The following is a 25,781-nucleotide window of genomic DNA, read 5'->3' on the forward strand; positions in this document are numbered from 1 at the left end:
GCCCGGCGCCGCAGGACCCTGACCGCGCGAGCCTTAACGGCTTCTGCCCCGCCGCCAGCCATCGCTGCACGTGCTGAACGCTGCCTTGCCGAAAAACGAGAAAGGCCCGCATCGCTGCGGACCCCCATCCGATCGCATCGCCCGACGCCGCAGGTGCGCTGCCGATCCGACACCGTCGGACCACCGCGGACGAACGGCCCGGTCGCCGCCCCCGATCAGTTGTCGAGGAAGCTGCGCAGCTTGCGCGACCGGGACGGGTGCTTCAGCTTGCGCAGGGCCTTGGCCTCGATCTGCCGGATGCGCTCGCGGGTCACCGAGAACTGCTGGCCGACCTCCTCGAGGGTGTGGTCGGTGTTCATGCCGATCCCGAAACGCATGCGCAACACGCGCTCCTCGCGCGGCGTCAGCGAGGCGAGCACGCGGGTCGTGGTCTCGCGCAGGTTCGACTGGATCGCCGCGTCGATCGGCAGGATCGCGTTCTTGTCCTCGATGAAGTCTCCGAGGTGCGTGTCCTCCTCGTCGCCCACGGGTGTCTCAAGCGAGATCGGCTCCTTGGCGATCTTGAGGACCTTGCGGACCTTCTCCAGCGGCATGGCCAGCTTCTCGGCCAGTTCCTCCGGCGTCGGCTCGCGGCCGATCTCGTGCAGCATCTGCCGCGACGTGCGGACGATCTTGTTGATCGTCTCGATCATGTGGACCGGGATGCGGATGGTCCTGGCCTGATCGGCGATGCTGCGCGTGATGGCCTGGCGGATCCACCAAGTCGCGTAGGTCGAGAACTTGTAGCCGCGGCGGTACTCGAACTTGTCGACGGCCTTCATCAGGCCGATGTTGCCCTCCTGGATGAGGTCCAGGAACTGCAGTCCGCGGTTCGTGTACTTCTTGGCGATGGAGATCACGAGCCGGAGGTTCGCCTCCACCATCTCCTTCTTGGCCTGCCGCGCCTCGCGCTCGCCCTTCTGGACGATGTGGACGATCTTGCGAAACTCGACGATCTCCAGCCCCGTCTCGGTCGACAGGGTGTGGATGTCGCCGCGCAGGGCGTGGATGCCGTCTTTCTCGCGGGCGACGAACTCCTTCCAGCCGCGGCCGCCGAGCTTCGACACGCGCAGCACCCACTTCGGGTCGAGCTCCGAATTCTGGTAGTTGCGCAGGAAGTCCTCGCGCCCGACGCCGCAGCTTTCCGCGAGGCGGAGCAGCTTCAGCTCGGTGCCGATCAGCTTCTTGTTGATGTCGTAGAGCTGCTCGACCAGGGCGTCGATGCGGTTCTGGTTCAGCGACAGGGACTTAACATCGGCGACGACGGCCTTCTTGAGGTCCTTGTACTTCCGCTCCTGGGCGGGCGACAGCGTCTCGCCGCCGAGGCGGTTCTCGACGTTCTGGTCCTGAAGGCGGCGCAGCTTCTTGTAGGCGTCGGCGATGCGGTCGAAGGTTTCGAGCACCTTCGGCTTCAGCTCGGTCTCCATGGCGGACAGCGACACGGAATTCTCCATGTCGTCCTCCTCCTCGAAGGCGTCGTCCGGGATCGGCATGTCGCCGAGCCCAGGCGGCGGGTTGCGCGGCGCCGTGGCGGGCGCGGCGGCGGCCGCGGTGCGGGCCGCCAGCGCCTCCTGGGCGCCAGGCGCCGTCATGTCGATCTTCGGCGTGTTCTTGCCGTCTGGGCCCGCGTAGGTGGCTTCGAGGTCGATGATCTCGCGCAGCAGCACCTTGGCTTCGTTGAGCTCGTCGCGCCAGATGATGATGGCCTGGAAGGTGAGCGGCGACTCGCACAGCCCGGCGATCATCGCCTCGCGGCCGGCCTCGATCCGCTTGGCGATGGCGATCTCGCCCTCGCGCGACAGCAGCTCCACCGAGCCCATCTCGCGCAGGTACATGCGCACGGGGTCGTCGGTGCGGTCGGCGGGCTCGGAGGTGCGGGTCGCGACCGCGGTGGCGCGCGGCGCCTCGACGAGGTCGCCGCCTTCCGGCGCCTCCTCCTCTTCCTCCTCCTTGGCCTCCGCCTTCTCGGCGCCCTCCTCGGCCTCCTCGCTCTCCACCACGGAGATGCCCATCTCGGACAGCATCGCGTAGATGTCCTCGATCTGGTCCGAGGTCACCTCTTCGGAGGGCAGCACGGCGTTGAGCTCGTCATGCGTGACGAAGCCGCGGCGCTTCGCGGCCTTGATCATGCGTTTGACGGCGGCGTCGGACAGGTCGAGCAGCGGGCTGTCGGCGGCCTGTTCGGCCACGGCACCCTCGCCCTCGACCTTCTCGTTGTCCTTCTTCGCCATCGTCCGCTCCGATCGGCCGCGCGCCGCGGAGGGCGCGCTCGCCTGAATCCCTGTGCTCATGCCCGACCTTGGCCCCGATCACATCTCGCCGTGGACCATCGGCCAAGGCTGTGAAGTTCGAATTAACTATGACGCAGGAAAGCCGTCCCCGACCTCAGTCCGCCGCGTGTTTCTGGCCCGACAAGGTCCCATAGCCCTCGACCATAGCCTCTGTCCCCTCCAACGTCGTGAGGTGGGCTTGGATCGCCTGGAGTTCGGCCCATCGCACCTCCGAAGGATCGCGGGCGAGCGCATCGCGGGCTTCCTGCAGATCTCTATGTAGGTCCCGGGCCTTGCGGTGCAAGGCCATGGCCTGGAGCAGGCTCAACTCGGCGTCCTCCGGGGCGGCCGCGGGACCGGTCGACCAGAGCGGCGCCCGCTCGGCCAGGGCCTGGACGCGCCGCCGGAGGTCGCCCGCGCCGCGCGCGTCGAGCGCCGCCTTGAACGATCCATGGTCCGGAACGTGCTCGGACAGCAGCTCGACCATGCGGTCGCGCAGGCCGGCCAGCTCCCGCGCCTCGAAGTCGAGCTCGCTCAGCCCCTCGGCGTGGTGGTCGAGAAGGGCGGGGTGGTTCATCACGATCGCCAGGATCTCGACCTCGCGCCGCTGGAACACGGGGGCGCCCGCGTCGGCGCCGCGCGACAGCCCGGCGCTGAGCTGCGCCGGGGCGGAACCGCGGTAGCCGCGCAGCGGAGGCGGGCTGCCGAAGCGCGGCCGGCCCGGAGGCGGGAAGGGCGAGGCCGGCCGGCCGGGGCGGCCGTTCTGCGGAGCGCCCGCCCCGCGCCGGTCGTGGCCCGGGCCGTCGCCGCGGCGGTTGCCCGTGAGCGCGTCGAGGCGGCCGTAGAGCTCCTGGCCGTAGTAGCGCCGTAGCGTCTCGTCGCCGATCTGCCGCGCGAGCTCGCCCAGGCGGTGCTTCAGCCCGGCGCGCCGCTCCGGCGTGTCGAGCGTGGTGGCCTCGACCTCGCGGCTCCACAGCACGTCGACCAGGGGCTTCGCCTGCGCCAGCACGGCCGCGATCGCGCCGCCGCCGCCGCTCTTGGCGAGGTCGTCGGGGTCCTGGCCGTCCGGCAGAAAGGCGAAGCGGAGGGTCTTCTCGGGCGTCAGCGCGGGCAGTGCCGTGTCGAGCGCCTTGGCGGCCGCGCGGCGGCCGGCGCCGTCGCCGTCGAAGCACAGGATCGGCTCCGGGCTCATGCGCCACAGCAATTCGCACTGCTCGATCGTCAGCGCCGTCCCGAGCCCCGCCACGACGTTGGGGAAGCCGGCGGCATGCATCGCGATGACGTCGATGTAGCCCTCGACCGAGATCACGGTGCCGTGGCCGTGGCCCTGGCCGCGCTCCTGGGCGGCCTTGCGGGCGCGGTGGTGGTTGTAGAGCAGGTGCCCCTTGTGGAAGAGCGGGGTCTCGGGGGAGTTCAGGTATTTCGCCGGGACGTCCTTCTCCAGCGCGCGGCCGCCGAAGGCGATGACGCGGCCGGAACGGTCCTGGATCGGGAAGATCACCCGGTCGCGGAACTTGTCGTAGGGCACGGCGATGCCCTCGCCGTGGTTGAGCAGCCCCGCCTCGCACATCACTTCGGCGGAGGCGCCCTTCGAGGCCAAGTGGTCGCGCAGGGCGTAGCGCTCGCCCGGCGCGTAGCCGAGGCGGAACTCCACCTGCACGGCGGGCGCGATGGCGCGCGAGGCGATGTAGTCGCGGCCGCGCTGCCCGCGCGAGCCCTTCAGCGTGCCCTCGAAGAACTGGGCGGCCCACTCCATGACCTCGACCAGGCCGGCGCGCTGCTTCTCGCGCTCGACGGACGCAGCCGTCGCCTTCGGCATGTCGAGGCCGGCCTCGCCGGCCAGCGCCTCCACCGCCTCGGGGAAGGACAGGCCGTCGGTGGCCATGACGAAGTCGAAGATGTTGCCGTTCCGCCCGGACGAGAAATCGAACCACGCCATCTTGGCGTCGTTCACGAAGAAGGACGGCGTCTTCTCGCTGTTGAAGGGCGACAGGCCGCGCCATTCGCGCCCCTCCTTCTTCAGCCGCACGCGCCGTCCGACGACGTCGGACACGTTTACCCGGTTCTTGATCTCGTCCAGGAATTCCGGGGTGAAGCGCATGGGGTCGATATAGGCCCGATGGGGTGGGCGGCAAAGGCCGGAGCGGGGCCGGTTCGGCTCAGTCCGCGGCGGCGGGGTCGAAGGTCGACACGAAGCCGGGGCCGCCGCGGTCCTGCCGCGGGCTCTCCGCGCGGCCGAAGGCTTGGCGATCCGAGAAGCCGCCCTGCGGCGCCTCGCCCTCGCCCGCGCGCGGTGTCGCGCGCGCCAGGGCCGCCATCTCGGCCGGGCTGCGCTTCTCGTAGAAGGAGTTGCCACCCGCTTCGAGCACGTAATGCATGTTGTTGTAGGGGAACGTGTAGCCTGTCGTGTGGAAGAACATGGCCTCGGGTCCGAGCGCTGGATGCCGCTCGCCGGCGAGCACGCGGTCGGCGACCTCCTGCGCGCGGGCGGCGAGGCGCGGCACCATGGGCTTCTCCAGCGCGCCGGGCGCGAACTGGTTGCGCTGGCCCACGACCTCGCACACGCTCTTCGGATAGCGCGGGTTGTCGAGTCGGTTCATCACGGTCGTGCCCACCGCCAGCATGCCCTCGGGGCTGGAGCGGTTCGACTCGAAATACATCACGCGCGCCATGCATTCGCGGTCGGTGAGCTGCGTCGCGGCGCAGCCGGCCAGCAGGGGAGCCGACGCCGCGAGGAGCAGGGTGGCCCGGACGCCGCGGCCGGGCCGGCTTCCGCCTCGCAGAGCGATCGGACGGAAGCGGGATGTCGGCATGGATCGGGCCTCGGTGGACTCGACCGACCATAGGAATCGCAGGCCTTAACGCGGGGTCACGGCACCCCGGGCGGGGGCGTCCTGTCCCGGAACGCCGCCGCGGCCCGCGTCATCGCGGGAAGATGTCGTTGCTGTCCGCCCAGGTGTCGACGACGCTGTCCTTGGTGATCAGGCCGAGCACGCCCCCGTCACGGCCCGTTACAACGCCCACCATCGACCGCGACCCGCGCAGCCGCTCGATGACCAGCGCCGCCGTCGCCTCGGGCGGCACGACGAAGAAGTCCCGCGACTCGAGGGCGTCGATGTCGAGGGTTCCTTCGGCCGCGGCCGCGCCGCCGGACGGCAGGCGCTTCACGGCCGACACCGTCCCGTCGCGCATCACCACGAGATCGGCCTCCCGGACATCCTCGCCGCCCTCGATGCGCTTCGCACCGTCCCAGCCCGCGACGTCGACCACCAGCGCCCGGCGGTCGATCAGGTCCGCGGCCGCGCGGGTGAGGAAGAAGTTGGCCTGCATGGCGGAGGGAACCGGGTGGCGGCGCAGGCGCAGCTTCGAGGTGTAGATCGTGTCCGGGGAGAGCAGGCGCCGCACCGCGATCGACAGCGTCACGGCGATGATCATCGGCAGCACGATGGCGTAGTCGCGCGTCATCTCGAAGATCATGGTCACGGCCGTCATGGCGGCCCCGGTGGCGCCCCCCACCATGGCGCCCATGCCGACGATGGCGAAGGCCGGCAGGTCGGCGGCGGTGTGGGAAGCCCCCACGGCCGACGACACGGCGGCCCCGAGCGTCGCGCCCATGAACAGCGAGGGCGAGAAAACCCCGCCCGACGAGCCGGAGCCGAGGCTCAGCAGCGTGGCGAGCAGCTTCGCGCCGCACAGCAGAAGCAGGAAGGCCGTGCCGTTCAGCCCGTCGTCGAGGACCTGCTGGACCGTGGAATAGCCCACGCCCTCGACGTAGTAGTGGCCGCGCCACAGCAGGAAGCCGTACATCATGAGGCCGACGGCGAGCATGCCGAGCGCGTGGCGGCCGTAGGGCGAGCGGATGCGGTCGAAGACGGTCTCCATCCTCTCCAGCCCCAGGATGAAGGCCGCCGAGGCGACACCCGTGAGGCAGCCGATCACCCCGTAGAGGCCGAGGGTCAGGATGGCGCTCTCCGGGTGGGCCAGCGCCACGATGTGCTGGGGAACCGAGAAGGCGGGCTGATCGCCGAAGAAGATCTGCGCCACGTAGGTGGCGGTGCCGGTCGCCAGCGCCACCGGCAGAAAGGTCGAGACGCTCACCTCGGGGAGCATGAGCTCGATGGCGAACAGCACGCCGCCGATCGGCGTGTTGAAGGTCGCGGCAATGCCGGCGCCCGCGCCGGCCGCCACCAGAGTGACGCGCTGGCCCGGCTGCATCCCGAGGATCTGGCCCAGCATGGAGCCGAAGGCCGAGCCGATTTGGATGATGGGCCCTTCGCGGCCCACGGCCGCGCCGCTGCCGATCGCCAGTGCGGAGGCCAGCGACTTCACCACGGCCACCACGGGCCGAATGATGCCCCGATTGTAGTAGGTGGCGTCGATCACCTCGGGCACGCCGTGGCCCCGCGCTTCCGGCGCGAAGGTGGTGACCAGGAAGGTCACGCCGAGCGAGCCCAGCACCGGCACGAGGATCACCGCCGCGCCCCAGGGGCTCGCCGGCGTGAAGATGCGCGCGTCGTAGTGCGCGTCGAGCTGCCCGAGGAACAGGAGGTTGTGCACGAGGCCGATGAGGTCGCGGAACAGCACGGCACCGAGGCCGCCGATGATGCCGACGAGGATCCCCAGCCCGCACAGCATGCCGAGGGAAAGGTGCCTCTCCGACGGCCGGGCGGGGGCCTTCGCGGCGGCCGGGGTGACGGGCAACGTCGCGCTCAGGATATCCTCCGGGGTTCGAGCCGAGCTGTCCCGGCTCTAACCCGAAGGACGACACATTCCAACGCCCGAGGGGAGACCTGACCGGGCGGCCTCCAGCTTCGGGCGGGCGCTCAGAGCCCCTCCGGCCGCCCCACCACCGTGGTCAGCAGCGGGCCCGCGCCCAGCATGCGGGCGCCGACGCGCTTGGCGTCGTCCAGCGTCACGGCCTCGATCATGCCGTTGCGCTCGTCGAGGTAGGACACGTCGAAGCCCTCGGTTTGCAGATTCACGAGCTGGCTCGCGATCTTGAGCGAGGTGTCGAACCGCAGCGCGTAGGAGCCGGTGAGGAACTTCTTGGCCTTGTCGAGCTCGTCCGCGGTGGGGCCGTCGGTGGCGAGGTCGTGGATCTGCTCGGCGATCACGTCGAGCGATTCCTTCGCGCGCTCGTTCTTGGTCGAGGTGCCGCCGCCGAAGATCGCGGTCCTGTCGAAGGTCGACAGGTGCGAATAGACCGAATAGGCGAGGCCGCGCTTCTCGCGCACCTCGCGAAACAGACGCGCCGAAAACACGCCGCCGCCGAGGATGTGGTTCACAACCACGGCCGCCATGTGGTCCGGGTCACGCCGCGGGATGCCGGGCAGGCCGAAGCGGATCGTCGACTGCGGGATGTCGAGGTCGATCACGCGCGGCGCGCCGCCGGCCGCCACCTCGATCGCCGCGACCGGGGCGAGCGAGCCCTCCGCCGCGAGGTCGCCGAAGGCGCGGTCGAGCAGGCGCCCGAGCTTGACGGCGTCGATCGCGCCGACGGCGGCGATGCGCAGGTCGCGCCGCGCCAACGTGCGGCCGTACATGTCGACGAGGTCGCCGCGCGACACGGTCGCCAGCGTCTCAGCCGTGCCCCGGACCGCGTGGCCGTAGGGGTGGCCCGGGAAGGCGGCCTCGCGCCAGCCCCGGCCGGCGAGCGAATCGGGGTCCTTGGCCTCGCGGCGGAAACTCGCGGCGATCTGGGCGCGCACGCGCTCGACCGCATCCTCGTCGAAGCGCGGCTCGGCGACGGCGAGGCGCAGCAGGTCGACGGCCTCCTCTACGGAGCGGCTCAACGTCTTCAGCCGACCCGACACGGCATCCCGGTCGGCGCCGAACGAGATCTCGATCGCGCGGTCGTCGAGCGCGCGGTGGAAGCCCTCGGAGTCGAGGTCGCCCGCGCCCTCGTCGAGCAGGCTGGCCATCATGGCGGCCGTGCCGGCCTTGCCGTCCGGGTCCTGCGCGGCGCCGCCCTTGAAGGAGAAGTCGATCGCGACCAGCGGCACGGCGTAGTCCTCGACCAGCCAGGCTTCGATGCCGCCCGGCGAGCGCACCTTCTGGACGGTGGCGGCGCGGGACACGGGCTTGATGGCGGCGAAGGCGGTCATTGGAGATCCGGGCGAGGGCGCGGGCGGGGCGCCGGAAACGGGAGCGGGCACGGGGGAGGCCCGTGCCCGCGCGGCGAGTGCTGGTGGCGCGTCAGGCCAGGGCGCCCTCGGGCTCCGGCGCCGGGACGAGGAAGCCCGTGACGGCGCGCTTCTTCTCGAGCCAGGTCGCGGCGACGTCGCGCACCTCCTCGGCCGTCACGGCGTCGATGCCGTCCGGCCAACGCGCCACGTCCTCGGCCGTGAGGCCGGTCGTCAGGGCCGCGCCGTACCAGCGCGCCAGCGTGGCCTGATTGTCCTGCGCGTAGACAGCGTCCGCCACGAGGCGCGTCTTGGCGCGGGCGAGGTCGCCCGGCTCGGCCAGCGTCGTCGAGACCGCCTTCACGACGTCGTCGACCCCGGCATCGAGCGCTTCGAGCGACACGCCCTCGGCCGGCATGGCCCAGACGTAGAAGCGCGTGTCGTCGAGCGAGGTGCCCATGTAGTAGGCCCCGGCCGCGACCGCGATCTTCCGGTCGAGCACCAGCGCCTTGTAGAGCATCGAGGTCTGGCCACCGCCGAGGTGATGAGCCATCACTTCGAGCGCCATCGCGTCCTGCCCGCCGGTGCGGTAGGAGGGGACGAGGTAGATGCGCTGGGCGCTCGGCTGCTCGACCTTCGGGTCGGCCAGCGTCACGAGGCGGTGGGCGTGGGGCGGCGGCTCCTGCGGGCGCATCCGCACCGGCGCCTCGCCGCGGGCGGGGATCACCCCGTAGGTGGCCTCCGCGAGGCGCTTCACCTCGTCGAACTCGACGTCGCCCGCGACGATCAGGATCGCGTTCTCGGGCGTGTAGAAGCGGTTGTAGTAGTTGAAGGCGTCGCGGCGATCGAGCGTCTCGATCTCGTGCTTCCAGCCGATGATCGGCTTGCCGTAGGGGTGGCTCGGATAGAGGGAGGCCTGCACGGCCTCGCTGAGCTGCTGCGAGGGATCGGTGTCGGTGCGCATGCGGCGCTCCTCCAGCACCACGTCGCGTTCCGGGTCGACGACCTCGTCGGACAGCACGAGGCCCGTCATGCGGTCGGCCTCGAAGGCCATCAGCGTGCCGAGGTGCTCCTTGGCGATGCGCTGGAAGTAGGCCGTGTAGTCGTTGGACGTGAAGGCGTTCTCCTGGCCGCCGAGTTCCGCGACGGTTTCCGAGAACTTGCCCTGCGGGTGGGTCGCCGTGCCCTTGAACATCAGATGTTCGAGGAAGTGCGCGATGCCGGACTTGCCGACCGGATCGTCGGCCGAGCCGTTGCGGTACCACACCATGTGCGTGACCACGGGGGCGCGGTGGTCGGGGATGACCACGAGGTCGAGGCCGTTGTCGAGCCGCCCGGTGGCAATGTTCGGACCGGCGGCGGCGGTGCCGTCGGCCGGTGCGCCGTTGAGACCCGGGGAAGCCGATGAAAGCGGAGCGACAGGAGACATGGGTCGAGGTCTGCGCGCTGGAGGATGGGGCGGGGACGCGCCGAGCCGTTCCTCACCGCGGACCCGAGGCCCGCGTTCGTGGCGGGTTCTCCCGCTCAATGTGACAATTCTTGTCAGAATGTCCAGACCCGGGCCGCGCCGCGGGGTCCAAACCTCCGTCTGATCGCCCCCGTTGTGATGCGCCACACCGAACGACAGGAGATGTCATGGATATGTTTTCCGCCAAGGCGAAGAGCTGCATCGACGCGTGCCTGGACTGCTATGCCACCTGCCTCGGCATGGCCTCGAACCACTGCCTCGTGGTCGGCGGCCCGCATGTCGAGCAGGAACACTTCCGGCTCATGCTGGCCTGCGCCGAGGTGTGCCGCACCCACGCTCACCTGATGATCCTGGGCTCGCCCCACGCCAGGCACCTCGCCCCCGAATGTGCGGAGATCGCCACCCGGTGCGCCGAGAGCTGCGCTTCGGTCGGGGACATGGAGGCCTGCGTCGCGGCCTGCCGCGCCTGCGCCGCGTCCTGTTCCGACATGGGCTGAGGGGTGCGCCTGGACGCGGGCAGACGCTTTCTGCCACAATTTTCGGCGGCGGGCGTGAACGCTTGCGCGCAGCGGCGCGTTGACATGCCACAAGCTTTCGGAGTCGATCCCATGCGCAGCCTCATCCTCTCGGTCGCCGCCCTCGCCCTCGTCGGTTCGGTCACCACGGCCTCGGCCGGTTGCCTCACCGGCGCCGCCGTGGGCGGCGTGGCGGGCCACGTGGCCGGCCACCACGGCCTGCTCGGCGCCGCCGCGGGCTGCGCCGTCGGCCACCACATGGCCAAGAAGAAGGCCGCGCACTGATCCCGACCGCCTGATCGGGCGCGACCGCCGAACGGAAGCCGTCCTGCGCGGGAGCGCGGGGCGGCTTTCGCGTTTCGGGCCGGCGTGCGCCGATGACAGGCACGGGGCAGCGTGCTAGCCGCGGGGATGCTCGAAGGCCTGCCCCCCAACGACGCGGCACAGCTGCTGCGGTTCACCTGCGACGAGGCGCGCGCCCGCGCCGCCGCCGACTTCGTGATGGAGGTCTTCGACCCCGCCGAAACCGCCGCGGCCTCGTTCGAGGACGAGGCGAGCGACCTCGACCCCAGGCCGTGGATCGTCGAGATCTACTTCGGACGGGGCGTCGACGAGGCGCGCATCCGCGGGCTGATCGCCGACACGATGGGCGAGGAGCTCGCCGCATCGGTGGTGACCGAGGAGGTCGCGCAGCAGGACTGGGTGCAAAGGTCGCTGACCGGCTTGGCGCCGGTGCGGGCGGGGCGATTCCTCATCCACGGCGGCCATGACCGCGATGCCGTGCGGGCGAACGACCTCGCCCTGGAGATCGAGGCCGCGCTGGCCTTCGGCACCGGGCACCACGGCACCACGCGCGGCTGCCTGCTCGCCCTCGACGCCGTGCTGAAGCGGCGGCGCCCGCGCCGCGTCGTCGACCTCGGCACCGGCACCGGCGTGCTCGCGATGGCGGCCGCGAAAGCCCTGAAGACGGAGATCTTCTGCGGCGACCTCGACGCCGTCGCGGTGCGGGCGGCGCGGGACAACGCCGTGCTGAACGGGGTGGCGCCGCACATCCGGCCCGTGGTGGCGGCCGGGCTCCAGCACCTCAAGCTGAAGCGCAACGGACCCTACGACCTGCTCCTCGCCAACATCCTGGCGCGGCCGCTGCGCATGCTGGCGCCGAGCGTGGCCGCCCACGCGGCGCCGGGGGCCGACCTGATCCTGTCGGGCCTGCTGCCCCGCGACGTGCGCGGCATCCTGTCGAGCTACGGGACCCAGGGCTTCGCGCTCGTGCGGCGCGGCGAGCTCGAGGGCTGGGCGACCCTCACTTTGCGCAAGCGCCTCGCCGCCTGAGCGGCGAAGCGGAACGACGAGCGCCGGACCTCAGATGCAGCGGCCGGCCCGGCCGTCCTCGTAGAAGGCGATCTCGGCCTGGTCGGACCATTCGTCGATGTCCCGCAGGGGACGGGTCGGGCGACGGTCGGAGGTCGCGGCCGCGAGGGCGCGGAGAACGTGTCCGACGACCTCGGACAGCGGGGAACGCCCGCCGGATGGGCCCAGATGGGCGAGTTTGGCGATGGTACGCATGGGTTTCTTCTGTTGGAGCGGAGGCCGGCGTCGCCGACTCCGCCCGTGGGTCTCGGCAGACCCGCCCCTCAATGAAGGCCGGGTCGTCCGGGGCGCCGAACGGCGCCGCCTGACCTCAAGATAGGCCGTCTGCCCGATATTGCACTGCACAATCGCCCGCGATGGAGGCAGGGCAGTGCTGGCATTCGCGGAGATCACGGCTCCGTGACGGTCTCGCGACGGTCCCGTGACGCCGCGTCAGAGGCGCGCCAGCGTCACCGGCTCCGTGCCGTTCATGCCGAGCGCGTGGGAGGCGGCCGGCGTCAGGTCGATGATGCGGCCGGCCGCGAAGGGGCCTCGGTCGTTGATGCGGACCACGATGGAGCGCCCGGTGCGGCGGCTCGTGACGCGGACATGCGCGCCGAAGGGGAGGAAACGGTGCGCGGCCGTGAAGGCCCCTGCGTTGAAGCGCTCGCCGCTCGCCGTGCGGTGGCCGGAGAAGCCGGGTCCGTACCAGGAGGCGAGCCCGCCGCCCTGTGCGGCGTGGTGGGTGCGGGCTTCGGCGGTCGATGCGACGGCGGAGCCCGACAAGACGAGGGCGGACACTGCGAGGACCTTGAATTTCACTATCAGTCGTTCCCTGACCGTTTCGAACGGTCCGGCAACATAGGTCCGTTTGGGGCGAGAATGTGGGACTGAAAGCGCCTCGCAACGACGCTGCTCTACAACCCGGCTCTTGGGGTTGATCTGTCCATCGGAGTCGTTGCAGCCCGGTCTGCTCCCGCAAAATCCGTTAACGAAACGTTATACTTGCGAAGGGCGCTCTTCACTTGCGAGGACTTGGTCGCCCAAGCTGTCGAGCGCGAAAGCGAGCTCGGCCGCAAGCTCGCTCCCGGCAGAGACCAAGAAATGAGCAAAGGCGTGGCCGGGCTGCCCGCCGCCGTGGAAAGCGGCGAAGTTCGCGAGTTGTGGGCCTGCAACGCAGGATGAACGCCCGTTCAGACGGGTATCGAAACCGCCGCATCCGGCGATGTTCCGCAAGAAATTCGCGACATCCTGTCGCAGGACGAAGGCCGATGGAGCGGACCGTCGCCGGTCCCAGAGCGGCGAATCACGCCGGTCTGGGGCGGGTGGAGGCCTTCGCGACCCGGCGCCAGGGCCCATACGGGATGCAGAAAAGGGCGGTGCGACGCCCGCACCGCCCTCGTCGAACTCGTGAGTCGGGCCTCATCGGCCGTCGTAGATCCGCACGCGTCCGCGCCGGTCGCCGCGCCCGATCTCGTCCGGCGGGAGCGGGCCGGCCGCGGGGCTGGCCGCGCCGATGCTGGGCACGTCGGCGGGCGACAGGTCGGGGGCTGGGCCCGTCACGGCGCCCGGCGCGGGAGCCAGCATGGTCGGATCGGTGAAGACAGGCGTGCCGGTCACGGCGCCTCGGCCGACGTACTGGCCGCTCCAGCCTTCGTCCCTCCAGGAGCCCTCGCGGTCGGGCATGTGCACCGCCGCGTCGTGGCCGAGGATGTCGCTCACGCGGTCCACCTCCGCCGCATCGGCCTTCACCGTGAGCAGTGTGCCGCCGCGCCCGACGCCCTCGGCGTAGGCGTGGGCGTCCGTCTCGCTCACGCCGACGTCGGTCAGCGAGCCGACGATTCCGCCGGCCGCGGCGCCGACGCCCGCGCCGAGCAGCGTGGATGCCAGCCAGCCCGCCGCCACCACCGGGCCGAGGCCGGGGATCGCCAGCATGCCGAGCCCGGCCAGCAGGCCGGCGCCGCCGCCGAGCAGGGTGCCCAGCGAGGCGCCGGCATTGGTGCCGGGGTGATGCACGTCCGACATCGGCGCGGCGTCGCCCGGGATGGCGCCGTGATACTGGCTGTGTGACGCGTCGTTGGACACGAGGCTGATGTCGTCGTGCGGCACGCCGGCCGCCTCGAGGCGGCGCACCGTTTCGGCGGCGTCCTCGTAGCGGTCGAACAGCGCGGTCAGGGTCTGGGTCGCCATGGCGGTTCGCTCCTCGAAGTCTGTCTCAGATCGCCGGAAGGCGATCACTGAAAGGCGACCTGGCCCTTGTAGTCGAAGCCGACCTCGAAGGTCCGGCCCTGGCGGTCGCCGTGGCCGCGCCAGATGCCGTTCCCGTCCTCGGTCAGCGCGGACACGTTGCGGAAGCCCGCTCCGGCGATGCGGTCCCGGGCCTGCCCCTCAGTGAAGCTGTTGGCGCCCCGGGCCAGGTCCGACATGGGCACCATCCGGACGGTGCCGGAGGCGTTCACGGTGGACGGCGCGTTGCCGACCGGGTTGACGATGCTGTTGTCCTGTCCGGTCCCCTGCGGCGGGGCGGCGTTGGCGGGCGGCGACGCGGTCTGGGCCGAAGCGCCGCCCGCGGTCAGCAGAACCAGGGCGGCGAAGAGGGGGAGAGTGCGCACGTCGTCCTCCGAGGGTGTTCCGCCCGACAATGGGCGGGGGGGCCGCGGGTTCCGCGGGGAACGGCCCGCCTTCGCGGCCCGTTGACCGTGCGACCGCGCCGGAGGTGTCCCATGCTGCTGCGCCGCGAAGCCCACCGCCGCATCGCCATCCCGCAGCCGGCCCATGCCGGGCTGTCCGGCCAGCTCGCCGCGGCCTGGGGCAACGCGGAGTTCGCGGCGCCGCGCCCCGAGGCCGTGTTGGCGGCGGCGCTCCACGACATCGGCTGGGCGGCCTGGGAGCGGGCGCCGACGCGCGACCCCGAGACCGGCTGGCCGCGGCAGTTTCCGGACGTGTCGAAGCTGATCCACGTCGGGCTGTGGCGCGACGGCGTCGCGACGGCGCGGCTGTACGGGCGATGGCCGGCCCTGCTCGTGTCGCTCCACGCCGACACGATCTATTCCCGCCACTACGATCCGCGCGTCGCCTCCGCCGAGGAGCGCGAGGCCGTGTCGGCCCTGCTCGACGACCAGCACGCCCTCCAGGCGGAGCTCATCGCCTCGCTGCGCGCCGATCCCGCGGCCGGAGACGCGTCCGACGAGGCCGTCGAGGCGGCCCGCCTGTTCGTGGCGGCGGTGGACGAGCTGTCGCTGGTGCTCTGCTGGGGCCTCGACGGGCCGCGCGACGTCTGCGAGGTGCCCTCGCGCTCCGGCCGCACCGCGACGCTGACCGTGGCGCCGGCGGGAGACGCCGTGGCGGTCGCGCCCTGGCCCTTCGCGGCGCGGCGGCTCGCGGTGGCGGCGGACGGGAAGGCGCTCACTGCGCCCTTCCCGTCCGACGACGCCCTGCGGCGCGGTCTGCGGGACGCTCCCGCCGTCACGCTGTCGGCGGTCCTCGTCCCGGGATGATCTCCGGGACGGGTCGCCGGCCGGTCATGCGGAGGCCTGGCCCACGTAGGCCTTCACGAAGGCCGGGATGTGCTCGCCGAGCCAGTCGCCGATCTCCTGTTCCTCCTTCATTGAGGTTTCCAGCACCGACTTGTCGTCCGATGCGCCGGCGGCCTCGGCGAGCGTGATCAGCACCTTGTAGGAGCCGATCTCGTAGGCCTTGTAGCCGACCGCGGCGAGGACGTCCTTCAGCACCTCGTCGCCCGCGGCGGAATGGATGAAGCCCGCCACCGTGGCGACCGCGCCGGTCACGGCCTCCTTGGCGGCGGACTTGGACGAGCCGTGCTTGGCCAGGAGGTCGTCGAGGCGCGCCGCCTGCTCGGTCGAGCGCCGATGGTCCTGCTCCATCTTCGCGTAGAGGTCCGGATAGGGCTTCATGCGGGGGAGCTGGTTCTGGATGGTGCCGATCGCCTGGGTCTCGACCGCATGCTGGTTGCGCAGGCCGGTGAGGTAGATCTCCTTGGCCTTGTTGGCGTCGCTCATGGTGCCTTCCGAAGTCGGTCCGGATCCGTGTCGTCCGGTCCGCCCTTCAAGCTCACGCTCGGCCCCTTTGTTCGGCCTGCGTCCTTCCGGCGCACGCGGGCCGGGCCGGGACGCCCCGCGCGCACGCCGCCCGGCGGGGCAGCGTGTCGCCGCCGAAATACGGCCCCGTCCCTAATATTGCACGGTCGCCCGCAGCCCGAACACGGCCGCGTTCCGGATCGGTCTGGGAGTCGCGCTGTAGGGGTCCGGGACGCCTCCGCCCGGGCGCACCACGTATTGGGCGTCGGGCTGGAGCGTGAAGCCCGGCACGACCTGATACTGGTAGGTGGCCTCGAACAGCGTCTCGTTCGAGCGGATGGGATAGAAGGCGCCGAGCGCGGCCCGCTCCGCCTCGTCGGTGCGCCGCGCCGCGGGCGAGATGTCCGTGTAGGCGAAGGACAGGCCCGCCGTGTCGTCCGGCCGCCCCGGCACGAGACCCTTCCCGGTCACGCCCGCGTCGGCGTAAAACGAGATCAGGTTGCGGTCGCCCGGCGAACCGGACAGCCGCGCGAAGACGCCGACCGCGCCGTCGTCCGTGCCCGGCACGCGGTAGACCATCTGGTCCACCATGCCGTAGATGCCGTCGTTGCCGTGCAGGCGGCCGTTGCCCGACCCCAGGGTGAAACCGGCCGCGGTCGGGATCGTGGCCGCGAAGCTCTCGAAGCTCTCCCAACCGCCGAGCTTGGCGATGCCGGGCAGCAGCTTGCCGTCCTTGTCGCCGTAGCTGTAGGTGGCCTCCGCGATCACGAAGGGCGGGTCCGTCACCCGGAAGTCCGTCCCGTAACGGTCGAGCCTCTGCGGCTCGGCCGTCGCGCCGAAGCGGGCCGCGCCGGCGGGATCGCCGTCGAACACCGCCGCGAGCAGCGTCCAACTCTTGTCCGGCGCGAGCTTCAGGCGGATGCCCGGCGTCGCCAGGGGGTAGGCGGGGCCGCCGCTCGGCAGGTCGTAGCCCGTGATGTTGGGCCAGCCGTAGGTCGAATTGATGAACAGTCCGGCGTATTGGCTGACCAGGAACTCGGTGTCGGCGCCGATCTGGCCGAGCTTCAGGGCCGCGCGGCCGTCGAGCATGGCCTGCTCGAACCAGGCCTCGTAGAGGCGGGTCGAGGGCAGGGCCTCGATGCCGCTGACGAGCGACAGGTTCAGCAGTTCGCTGCGGCTCAGCCCGTCGCCGAAGATCTTGTAGCCGTTGGCGTGCAGCGTCGCGCCGTCGAGGCCGGCGGCCTTCGCGAGGTCGACGTTGACCTGCAGGTCGAGCCGCCCCTCGCCGATCACGCCCTGGCGGATGCCGCCGGCCGGGTTGCCGAGCGTCTCGCCGATAAAGACGAGGCTGTAGGTGACGCCGCACTGCTCCAGGGAGGCGCGGAGGCCGCCGGGGTCGCCGTAGGGGCCGAGCGAGGACTGGATCGACGGGTTGCCCTGCTCCGGCGTGCCCTGCGCCGCGGTCTGGTCGGAGGTCTGCGGCGTTCCGCCGAGGTCGGGCTGGTCGCCCGCACCGGTCGGCGCCGCGGGTGCCGGGGAAGGCGCGGCGGTCTGGGCAGCGGCCGGGGCCGTGGACCACAGGCAGGCCAGGGCGAGGGGGAACAGGACGGTCGGGCAGGCGAGCCGCATGCGTCGGGGTCTCGGGTGGCGCACCACGGCGGGCACGGGCCGACGACGCCTAGCGAGCCTCCGCGACGGGAGGAAGAAGATCGATCCCTCCGCGCCGCATCGGCCGCCTCCTGTGGCGCGCCGCCCACGCCCCGACGCCTCGCGGCCGGCCCGAAAACGGCGAAGGCGGCCCGGAGGCCGCCTTCATCGTCTCGTCGGCACGCGCCTCAGCGGCAGGCTTTCCGCTCGAGGTGGGTGTGATGCGCGTAGGGGCCGCAATTGTAGAGGCCGCGGCGGTAGTGGCGGCGATAGCCGTATCCGTAGCCGGGCGCGTAGCCGACGGAGCGGTATCCGTCCTCGACTCCGAGCCCGTCGCCCTGGCCGTAGCCGTATCCCTGGCCATAGCCGGCGCCGTAGCCATAGCCGTTGTAGCCGGCATCACCGTAGCCGCCGTCACCGTAGCCATAGCCACCGTAACCGCCATACCCGCCGTAGCCGTAGCCGAGCCCGTAACCGAGGCCCAGACCGATGCCGAGCGGCACGCCGTAGCCGAACCGGCGGTAACCGAAACCGCGATAGCCGAAACCGCGATAGCCGAAACCGCGATAGCCGAAGCCACGGTAGCCGAGACCGCCGTAGCCGAACCGACCGCGGCCGAACCCGCCGTAGCCGCCCCGGAACCCGCCGAACCCGCCGCGGAAGCCGCCTGGGCGGAACACGTTGCCGCCGAACCCGCCCCGGCCGAACCCGCCGCCGCCGAAGCCCCGGGCCTGCGCGCTCTCGGTCGTCGCCGCCACCATGGCGCCCAGCGACAGGGCCGCGAGCCCGGCCACCGCCGCCGTCTTGAAGGTCCCCTTGTAGGAACCGAATGACATCGAGATCATGTGCTGTCGTCCTGGAGATGCGCCGTCGGTTCTCGAATGCGGCCTCTCCCGGCGAAGTTCCGCAGAACAGCCCTGCGGCATGCTCAACACTGATCTGTTCATCTCGTGTTCACTTCGCTGGAACACCGGCGATCGCGGCAGTATGGGTGTGCTTACGAAAGTATGTGTGAGTAAGTCCTCAATCTGTCGCCGCCGCCGGGGCCGCATCGACTTCCCCGGCCGGCTCGGTCGACTGCACCGTCCGGCCCTCCGCGAGGGCCAGCCACTCGTCCTCGCTGACGACGTGGAGCCCGAGTTCGCGCGCCTTCTTCTCCTTGGAACCCGCGCCGGGGCCCACCACGACGATGTCGGTCTTCTTGGACACGGAGCCCGACACCTTGGCGCCCAGCGCCTCGGCGCGAGCCTTGGCCTCGTCGCGCGTCATGCGCTCCAGCGAGCCCGTGAAGACGATGACCTTGCCCGAGACCGCGCTCGCGGCCGCGGCGGCCGCCATGGGCTCCGCCGTCACCTCGGCGAGCAGGCTGTCCCATTCCGCCCGGTTGTCGGCGTCGGCGAAGAACTCGGCCAGGGTCTCGGCGGCCGCGTCGCCGAAGCCGTCGATGGCGCGCAGCTCCGACCAGGCCTCCGACGCAGGGTCCGCCGCCGCCGTGCCGGCGGCCGCCACCGCGACCGGCGTGCCGAAGTGCCGCGCGAGGCGCTTCGCGTTGGTTTCCCCGATGCGGCGGATGCCGAGCGCGAACAGGAAGCGGTTCAGCGGCACGGTGCGCCGCGCCGCGATGGCGGCGAACAGGTTGCGCACCGACACGTCGCCGAAGCCCTCGCGGTTGGCGAGGCGCTTCAGCCCGGCCTTGTCGCGCTCCTCCAGCTTGAAGATGTCGGACGGGGTGCGGATCAGGCCCTCGGCGTGGAACAGCGCGATCTGCTTCTCGCCGAGGCCCTCGATGTCGAAGGCGTTGCGCGACACGAAGTGGCGCAGCCGCTCCACCGCCTGGGCGGGGCAGTGGATGCCGCCCGTGCAGCGGCGCACGACATCGGCCTCGCCGGTCTTCTCGTCGACGCCGCGCACCGCGGCCGAGCCGCAGGCCGGGCAGGTGTGCGGGAAGCGGAACGGCTCCGCGCCCGCGGGCCGCAGCTCGGCCACGACCTCGACGATCTGCGGGATCACGTCGCCGGCCCGCTGAACCCGCACCGTGTCGCCGATGCGGACGTCCTTGCGGGCGATCTCGTCCTCGTTGTGCAGCGTCGCATTCTCGACCACGACGCCGCCCACCGTCACGGGCGCGAGCTTGGCGACCGGCGTCAATGAGCCGGTGCGGCCGACCTGGACGTCGATGGCGAGCAGCGTGGTGGTGGCGCGCTCGGCCGGGAACTTGTGCGCCACGGCCCAGCGCGGCGCCCGCGACACGAAGCCGAGCCGCTCCTGGTAGCGCAGGTCGTCGACCTTGTAGACCACGCCGTCGATGTCGTAGGGCAGCGCCGCCCTCTGCAGTTCGATGGCGCGGTAATGCGCGAGCAGGTCTTCCGCCGAGCGGCACAGGATGGTGAGCGGATTGGTGGGCAGGCCGAAGCGGCCGAAGGCCTCGATCGTGCCGCTCTGCGTCGTCGCGGGCAGGGCGGAATGTTCGCCCCAGGCATAGGCGAAGAACTTGAGCGGCCGCTGCGCCGTCACGGCCGGGTCGAGCTGGCGCAGCGACCCGGCCGCGGCGTTGCGCGGGTTGGCGAAGGGCGCGCGGCCCGCCTCGACCACGCGCCCGTTCAGCGCCGCGAAGTCGGGCTTCTCCATGAACACCTCGCCGCGCACCTCAAGGAGCTCCGGCACGCCATCGCCGGCGAGCTCCTCGGGGATGGCCGCCACGGTGCGGACGTTGGCGGTGACGTCCTCGCCCTCGAAGCCGTCGCCGCGGGTGGCGGCCTGCACGAGGCGGCCGTGCTCGTAGCGCAGCGAGCAGGACAGGCCGTCGATCTTCGGCTCGGCCGTGATCGCGAGGGGCGCGTCTGCCGCGAGGCCGAGGAAGCGGCGCACGCGCGCGTCGAACTCCGCCACGTCCTCGTCGGCGAAGACGTTGCCGAGCGACAGCATCGGCACGGCGTGGCGGATCGACCCGAACTTCTCGGAGGGCTTGGCGCCGACCTTCGCAGCCGGGCTCGCGGGAGTCGCGAGCTTCGGGAAGGCGGCTTCGAGCGCGACGAGGCGCCGCTTCAGCGCGTCGTAGTCCGCGTCCGACACGGTCGGGGCGTCGTTCTGGTGGTAGGCGAGGTCGTGCGCCGCGACCTCGGCCGCGATGCGGGTGTGCTCGGGCCGCGCCTGGCGCAGGGTCGCGGGGAGGGCGGGATCTGTGTCGGTCATGGCAGCGGGCAACGCGCGAAGGGTCGGACGGGTCGATCCTGCGACACCGCGGACAGGATGCGGTTAACGGGGGGTCCCGCCGGCGGCAGGATCTTACCCCGACCCTCACCGTCGATCTCCCGATGATGGGGAGGCTGCCGTGCAGGCCGCACCCATCGCGACCGCGCCGGGCGTCGGCTCCGCGCTCCGATCCCTATGGGATCTTTATACGGCGCCCTCCGCGCCTCTCTCGAAATCATATGGCGATCCTGCGATCTCCGTCGGCGCGGCCCGTCGTCGACGGTCCGCAACACTTCAGCGCGCCTGCATCGCGGAAGATGACGCTTCCGGCACGGCCGTCAGTGGATGGACGAGAGATGATGGATGCCGTGTTCGTCTTCGGTGGACTCGCGTTCTTCGCGATCTCCATCTCCTATACTTTCATCTGCGAACGTCTCTGAGGAGGCGACATGTTGTTCGACTACATCCTGGGAGGGATCGTGACGGTCGGCCTCCTGATCTACCTCACCTACGCCCTCGTCCGCCCCGAGCGGTTCTGAAAGCTATCCCCCCATGACGTCCATCGGTTGGCTGCAGATCGCGCTGTTCTGCGCGGTCATCGTCGCGATCACGCCGCTGCTCGGCTCCTACATGACGCTCGTCTTCACGGGCGAGCGCACCTTCCTGTCGCCCGTCCTGCGCCCGGTCGAGCGCGCTCTCTACCGGGTGGCGGGCATCGACGAGGATCAGGAACAGGGCTGGGTCGCCTACCTCGTCTCCATGGTGTTCCTCCACGTCGGCGGGTTCCTGATCCTCTACGTCCTGCTGCGGGTCCAGGGCGCGCTGCCCTTCAACCCGGCCGGTCAGGGCGCGGTCGCGCCGGACCTCGCCTTCAACACCTCCGTCAGCTTCATCACCAACACCAACTGGCAGAGCTACGGCGGCGAGACCACGCTGTCCTACCTGACCCAGATGCTGGGCCTGACGCACCAGAACTTCCTGTCGGCCGCGACCGGGATCGCGCTGGCGGTGGCGCTGATCCGCGGCTTCGCCCGCGCGTCCTCGCGCACCGTGGGCTCCTTCTGGGTCGACCTGACCCGCTGCACTCTCTACGTGCTGCTGCCGATCTGCGTGCCCTACGCGCTCTACCTCGTGTGGACCGGCGTGCCGCAGACGCTCGGCGCCTACGTCGACGCCACCACGCTGGAAGGCGCCAAGCAGACCATCGCGCTCGGGCCGGTGGCGAGCCAGGTCGCCATCAAGATGCTCGGCACCAACGGCGGCGGCTTCTTCAACGCCAACGCGGCTCACCCCTTCGAGGACCCGACGGCGGTGTGCAACTTCGTGCAGATGCTCTCGATCTTCGCGATCGGTGTCGGCCTCACCAACGTCTTCGGCCGCATGGTGGGCGACCAGCGCCAGGGCTGGGCCATCCTGGGCGCCATGGGCGTGCTCTTCGTGGCCGGGGTCGCGGTGCTCTACGCCGCCGAGGCCGCCGGCAACCCGCTCGTGCATGCCCTCGGGGTCGCCGGCGGCAACATGGAGGGCAAGGAGGTCCGCTTCGGCATCGCGGCCTCGGCGCTGTTCGCGGCCGTCACCACGGCGGCCTCCTGCGGCGCCGTCAACGCCATGCACGATTCGCTGACGGCGCTCGGCGGCATGGTTCCGCTCGTCAACATGCAGCTCGGCGAGGTCGTGATCGGCGGCGTCGGCGCCGGCCTCTACGGCATGCTGATCTTCGTCATCATCGCCATCTTCGTGGCCGGCCTGATGGTCGGGCGCACGCCGGAATACCTCGGCAAGAAGATCGAGGCCCGCGAGGTCAAGATGGCCATGCTCGGCATCCTGATCCTGCCGCTGGTGATGCTGGGCTTCACCGCGCTGGCGGTCGTGCTGCCGTCGGCGGTGGCCGGCACCAACAATCCCGGCCCGCACGGCTTCTCCGAGATCCTCTACGCCTACACCTCGGCCGCGGCCAACAACGGCTCGGCCTTCGCGGGCCTGTCCGCCAACACGCTGTTCTTCAACGCGACGCTCGGCATCGCGATGCTGTTCGGCCGCTTCTTCGTCCACATCCCGGCGCTGGCCATCGCCGGGTCCCTGGCGAGCAAGAAGCGCGTGCCGCCCTCGGGCGGCACCCTGCCGACCCACGGCGGGCTGTTCGTGGGACTGCTGGTCGGGGTGATCCTGATCATCGGCGGCCTGACCTTCTTCCCGGCGCTCGCGCTCGGGCCGGTGGTCGAGCATTTCGCCGGCGCGGCCGGGCAGACCTTCGCCTCCGCGCCCTGACCTCGACCGACGCAGAGGCCGGCCGGGCGCCGTGCGCGCCCGGCCGGCCCGCGGCCCTCGGGGCCGCACCCTCCCATTCTCCCGCATCTTCCGCTTCCCGGAGCCACATCGATGGCCAAGACGCAGTCCAGCATCCTCGACGCCCGCATCCTCGGGCCGGCGGTCGGCGGTGCCTTCAAGAAGCTCGACCCGAGGCTTCAGATCAAGAACCCCGTCATGTTCGTGCTGGAGGTCGTTGCGGCGCTGACCACGGTGCTGCTGGTCCGCGACGCCGTCACGGGCGGCCCCGACCTCGGCTTCTCCTTCCAGATCGTGCTCTGGCTGTGGTTCACCCTGCTCTTCGCCAACTTCGCCGAGGCGACGGCGGAGGGGCGCGGCAAGGCTCAGGCCGAGAGCCTGCGCCGCACCCGCACGGAGACGCAGGCCAAGCTGCTGACCGGGGCGGGCGCCGCGGTGGGCGGCCCGCGTGGGCTCTACGAGGTGCGGCCGGGCGCCGGCCTCAAGGTCGGCGACGTCGTGCTGGTCGAGGCGGGCGACATCATCCCGTCCGACGGCGAGGTCATCGAGGGCGTGGCCTCGGTCAACGAGGCCGCCATCACGGGCGAGTCCGCGCCCGTCATCCGCGAGTCGGGCGGCGACCGCTCGGCCGTGACGGGCGGCACGCAGGTCCTGTCCGACTGGATCCGCGTCCGCATCACCGCCGCGGCCGGCTCGACCTTCATCGACCGCATGATCTCGCTCGTCGAAGGCGCGGAGCGCCAGAAGACGCCGAACGAGATCGCGCTCAACATCCTGCTGGCCGGCCTCACGATCATCTTCGTCTTCGCCGTGGCCTCGATCCCGTCCTTCGCGGCCTACGCGGGCGGCTCGATCTCGATGATCGTGCTGGTCGCGCTCTTCGTGACGCTGATCCCCACCACGATCGGCGCGCTGCTCTCCGCCATCGGCATCGCGGGCATGGACCGGCTCGTGCGCTTCAACGTTCTCGCCATGTCGGGCCGCGCCGTGGAGGCGGCGGGCGACGTCGACACGCTGCTGCTCGACAAGACCGGGACGATCACGCTCGGCAACCGCCAGGCGACCGAGTTCCGCCCCGTGCGCGGCGTCTCCGAGGCCGAGCTCGCCGACGCGGCACAGATCGCCTCCCTGGCCGACGAGACGCCGGAAGGCCGCTCCATCGTGGTGCTGGCCAAGGAGCGCTACGGCATCCGCGCCCGCGACATGGCGAGCATGAACGCCACCTTCGTGCCCTTCACGGCGCAGTCGCGCATGAGCGGCGTCGACATGGAGGGCAGCGCGATCCGCAAGGGCGCGGTCGAGTCGATCCTCGCCTCGGTGGGGTCCGGGCCGGTGCCGGCCGCGCGGGGCGGGGCCGCGCTGGCCCTGAAGCCCGCCGCCGCCGACGGCGTGACGGAGATCCGCGCCATCGCGGACGAGGTCGCCAAGGCGGGCGGCACCCCGCTGGCCGTGGCCCGCGACGGACGGCTGCTCGGCGTCATCTACCTGAAGGACATCGTCAAGGGCGGCATCCGCGAGCGCTTCGGCGAGCTGCGCCGCATGGGCATCCGCACCGTGATGATCACGGGCGACAACCCGATGACGGCCGCCGCGATCGCGGCCGAGGCGGGCGTCGACGACTTTCTCGCCCAGGCGACGCCGGAGGACAAGCTCGGGCTGATCCGCTCCGAGCAGGCGAAGGGCAAGCTCGTCGCCATGTGCGGCGACGGCACCAACGACGCGCCCGCCCTGGCCCAGGCCGACGTCGGCGTGGCCATGAACACCGGCACGGTGGCGGCCCGCGAGGCCGGCAACATGGTGGACCTCGACAGCGATCCGACCAAGCTCATCGAGATCGTGGAGATCGGCAAGCAGCTGCTGATGACGCGCGGCGCGCTCACCACCTTCTCGATCGCCAACGACGTCGCCAAGTACTTCGCCATCATCCCGGCGATGTTCCTGGCCTTCTACCCGCAGCTCGGCGCCCTCAACGTCATGCACCTCGCCTCGCCGCAGAGCGCGATCCTGTCGGCCATCATCTTCAACGCGCTGGTCATCATCGCGCTGATCCCGCTGGCCCTGCGCGGCGTGAAGTTCCGGGCCATCGGCGCCGGCGCGCTCCTGTCGCGCAACCTGCTCGTCTACGGCCTCGGCGGCATCGTCGTGCCCTTCATCGGCATCAAGGCGATCGACCTCGCCGTCTCCGCCCTCCACCTCGCCTGACCCAGGGTGCCTTCCATGCTCAAGCAGATCCGCCCCGCCCTGGTGCTCCTCGTCGCCCTGACGGCGATCACCGGCCTCGCCTATCCTTTCGCCATCACGGGGCTGGCGCAGCTCGCCTTCCCCGATCAGGCGGGGGGAAGCCTCGTCCGGAGAGACGGCGTCGTCGTCGGCTCGGCCCTGATCGGGCAGAGCTTCACCGATGCCCGCTACTTCCACGGGCGCCCCTCCGCCACGACGGAGCCCGACCCCAAGGACCCGACCAAGACCGTGCCGGTGCCCTACGCGGCCGACAACTCGGGCGGCTCCAACCTCGGCCCGACCAACAAGGCCCTGATCGACCGCGTGGGGGGAGACGTCGACAGGCTGAGGGCCGAGAACCCGGACGCGTCCATCCCCGCAGACCTCGTCACCACCTCGGGGTCCGGCCTCGACCCGGACATCTCGCCCGAGGCCGCGGCCTTCCAGGTGCCGCGCGTCGCCAGGGCCCGAGACCTGCCCGTCGACCGGGTGGCGGAGATCGTCCGGCAATCCGTCCGGGGGCCGGCGCTCGGGATCTTCGGGGGGCCCCGCGTCAACGTGCTCGCGCTCAACATGGCGCTCGACAGCGCCGGCCGGAAGTGATCGTCCCCGGAGCACGCTGAACCGATGCCGCC

Annotated in this window: 23 protein-coding genes; 9 read left to right on the forward strand and 14 right to left on the reverse strand. The window is 71.2% G+C overall.

What is annotated here, in order from left to right; genetic code table 11:
• Window positions 1-215: 215 nt before the first annotated feature.
• From rpoD to L7N97_RS25290, 6 genes are all read right to left on the reverse strand, one after another.
• Complete coding sequence (rpoD, locus tag L7N97_RS25265; protein ID WP_237481100.1) at window positions 216-2,270, reverse strand: RNA polymerase sigma factor RpoD; 2,055 nt, start codon at window positions 2,268-2,270, stop codon at window positions 216-218.
• Between the two features lie 154 nt (window positions 2,271-2,424).
• Window positions 2,425-4,410 (reverse strand): DNA primase, encoded by a 1,986-nt coding sequence (dnaG, locus tag L7N97_RS25270; protein ID WP_237481101.1) that lies wholly within the window; start codon window positions 4,408-4,410, stop codon window positions 2,425-2,427.
• Window positions 4,411-4,468: 58 nt separating this feature from the next.
• Complete coding sequence (locus tag L7N97_RS25275; protein ID WP_237481103.1) at window positions 4,469-5,122, reverse strand: cell wall hydrolase; 654 nt, start codon at window positions 5,120-5,122, stop codon at window positions 4,469-4,471.
• Window positions 5,123-5,231: 109 nt separating this feature from the next.
• Window positions 5,232-7,010 carry a chloride channel protein gene (locus L7N97_RS25280; protein WP_237481105.1) on the reverse strand — a complete coding sequence of 593 codons (1,779 nt, stop codon included), beginning with the start codon at window positions 7,008-7,010 and terminating at the stop codon, window positions 5,232-5,234.
• Between the two features lie 122 nt (window positions 7,011-7,132).
• Complete coding sequence (locus tag L7N97_RS25285; RefSeq protein ID WP_237481106.1) at window positions 7,133-8,413, reverse strand: M16 family metallopeptidase; 1,281 nt, start codon at window positions 8,411-8,413, stop codon at window positions 7,133-7,135.
• Between the two features lie 91 nt (window positions 8,414-8,504).
• Window positions 8,505-9,860, reverse strand: coding sequence for a M16 family metallopeptidase (locus L7N97_RS25290; protein ID WP_237481107.1), 1,356 nt, complete (start codon window positions 9,858-9,860; stop codon window positions 8,505-8,507).
• Window positions 9,861-10,066: 206 nt separating this feature from the next.
• Between L7N97_RS25290 and L7N97_RS25295 the strand changes: the two genes are divergently transcribed.
• The 3 genes from L7N97_RS25295 to L7N97_RS25305 all read left to right on the forward strand — a co-directional run bounded on the left by L7N97_RS25295 (window position 10,067) and on the right by L7N97_RS25305 (window position 11,746).
• Window positions 10,067-10,396, forward strand: a complete 330-nt coding sequence (locus L7N97_RS25295) for a four-helix bundle copper-binding protein (RefSeq protein WP_237481109.1) — start codon at window positions 10,067-10,069, stop codon at window positions 10,394-10,396.
• Window positions 10,397-10,507: 111 nt separating this feature from the next.
• Entirely contained in the window at window positions 10,508-10,699 is a 192-nt protein-coding gene (locus L7N97_RS25300) for a hypothetical protein (protein WP_237481111.1), read from the forward strand.
• A gap of 126 nt (window positions 10,700-10,825) precedes the next feature.
• Window positions 10,826-11,746: a 50S ribosomal protein L11 methyltransferase gene (locus L7N97_RS25305; RefSeq protein WP_237481113.1), complete on the forward strand. Its 921-nt coding sequence runs from the start codon at window positions 10,826-10,828 to the stop codon at window positions 11,744-11,746.
• A gap of 30 nt (window positions 11,747-11,776) precedes the next feature.
• On the opposite strand, the gene L7N97_RS25310 is transcribed toward L7N97_RS25305, so the two are convergent.
• The 4 genes from L7N97_RS25310 to L7N97_RS25325 all read right to left on the reverse strand — a co-directional run bounded on the left by L7N97_RS25310 (window position 11,777) and on the right by L7N97_RS25325 (window position 14,376).
• Window positions 11,777-11,980: a hypothetical protein gene (locus L7N97_RS25310; RefSeq protein ID WP_237481114.1), complete on the reverse strand. Its 204-nt coding sequence runs from the start codon at window positions 11,978-11,980 to the stop codon at window positions 11,777-11,779.
• Window positions 11,981-12,217: 237 nt separating this feature from the next.
• On the reverse strand, window positions 12,218-12,592 hold the full coding sequence (locus tag L7N97_RS25315; protein WP_428981067.1) for a septal ring lytic transglycosylase RlpA family protein: 375 nt from the start codon (window positions 12,590-12,592) through the stop codon (window positions 12,218-12,220).
• A 594-nt stretch (window positions 12,593-13,186) separates the two neighbouring features.
• Window positions 13,187-13,954 (reverse strand): hypothetical protein, encoded by a 768-nt coding sequence (locus tag L7N97_RS25320; RefSeq protein WP_237481116.1) that lies wholly within the window; start codon window positions 13,952-13,954, stop codon window positions 13,187-13,189.
• Between the two features lie 44 nt (window positions 13,955-13,998).
• On the reverse strand, window positions 13,999-14,376 hold the full coding sequence (locus L7N97_RS25325; RefSeq protein WP_237481117.1) for a hypothetical protein: 378 nt from the start codon (window positions 14,374-14,376) through the stop codon (window positions 13,999-14,001).
• 111 nt (window positions 14,377-14,487) lie between these two features.
• Here L7N97_RS25325 and L7N97_RS25330 point away from each other — a divergent pair, with 111 nt between their 5' ends.
• Window positions 14,488-15,261: a DUF3891 family protein gene (locus L7N97_RS25330; protein ID WP_237481119.1), complete on the forward strand. Its 774-nt coding sequence runs from the start codon at window positions 14,488-14,490 to the stop codon at window positions 15,259-15,261.
• Between the two features lie 24 nt (window positions 15,262-15,285).
• Here the strand turns inward: L7N97_RS25330 and L7N97_RS25335 are convergent, their stop codons facing one another.
• The 4 genes from L7N97_RS25335 to ligA all read right to left on the reverse strand — a co-directional run bounded on the left by L7N97_RS25335 (window position 15,286) and on the right by ligA (window position 20,640).
• Window positions 15,286-15,783, reverse strand: a complete 498-nt coding sequence (locus L7N97_RS25335; RefSeq protein WP_237481121.1) for a DUF892 family protein — start codon at window positions 15,781-15,783, stop codon at window positions 15,286-15,288.
• Window positions 15,784-15,954: 171 nt separating this feature from the next.
• Entirely contained in the window at window positions 15,955-17,430 is a 1,476-nt protein-coding gene (locus L7N97_RS25340) for a carbohydrate porin (protein ID WP_237481124.1), read from the reverse strand.
• Window positions 17,431-17,636: 206 nt separating this feature from the next.
• Complete coding sequence (locus L7N97_RS25345) at window positions 17,637-18,293, reverse strand: hypothetical protein (protein ID WP_237481127.1); 657 nt, start codon at window positions 18,291-18,293, stop codon at window positions 17,637-17,639.
• A 178-nt stretch (window positions 18,294-18,471) separates the two neighbouring features.
• Window positions 18,472-20,640, reverse strand: a complete 2,169-nt coding sequence (gene ligA / locus L7N97_RS25350) for an NAD-dependent DNA ligase LigA (protein ID WP_237481128.1) — start codon at window positions 20,638-20,640, stop codon at window positions 18,472-18,474.
• 239 nt (window positions 20,641-20,879) lie between these two features.
• Between ligA and L7N97_RS25355 the strand changes: the two genes are divergently transcribed.
• The 5 genes from L7N97_RS25355 to L7N97_RS25375 all read left to right on the forward strand — a co-directional run bounded on the left by L7N97_RS25355 (window position 20,880) and on the right by L7N97_RS25375 (window position 25,749).
• Window positions 20,880-21,080 carry a hypothetical protein gene (locus tag L7N97_RS25355; RefSeq protein ID WP_237481129.1) on the forward strand — a complete coding sequence of 67 codons (201 nt, stop codon included), beginning with the start codon at window positions 20,880-20,882 and terminating at the stop codon, window positions 21,078-21,080.
• Window positions 21,081-21,089: 9 nt separating this feature from the next.
• A complete protein-coding gene (locus L7N97_RS25360) occupies window positions 21,090-21,179 on the forward strand; it encodes a K(+)-transporting ATPase subunit F (protein ID WP_237481131.1) in 90 nt (29 codons plus the stop codon).
• A 13-nt stretch (window positions 21,180-21,192) separates the two neighbouring features.
• The gene (gene kdpA / locus L7N97_RS25365) at window positions 21,193-22,908 is read left to right on the forward strand and encodes a potassium-transporting ATPase subunit KdpA (protein WP_237481132.1); all 1,716 of its coding nucleotides are present in this window, start codon (window positions 21,193-21,195) and stop codon (window positions 22,906-22,908) included.
• A gap of 111 nt (window positions 22,909-23,019) precedes the next feature.
• The gene (kdpB, locus tag L7N97_RS25370; protein WP_237481134.1) at window positions 23,020-25,128 is read left to right on the forward strand and encodes a potassium-transporting ATPase subunit KdpB; all 2,109 of its coding nucleotides are present in this window, start codon (window positions 23,020-23,022) and stop codon (window positions 25,126-25,128) included.
• A gap of 15 nt (window positions 25,129-25,143) precedes the next feature.
• Window positions 25,144-25,749, forward strand: coding sequence for a K(+)-transporting ATPase subunit C (locus L7N97_RS25375; RefSeq protein ID WP_237481136.1), 606 nt, complete (start codon window positions 25,144-25,146; stop codon window positions 25,747-25,749).
• Window positions 25,750-25,781: the final 32 nt, after the last annotated feature.

The organism is Lichenibacterium dinghuense (genome assembly GCF_021730615.1).
GTDB lineage: Bacteria > Pseudomonadota > Alphaproteobacteria > Rhizobiales > Beijerinckiaceae > Lichenihabitans > Lichenihabitans dinghuensis.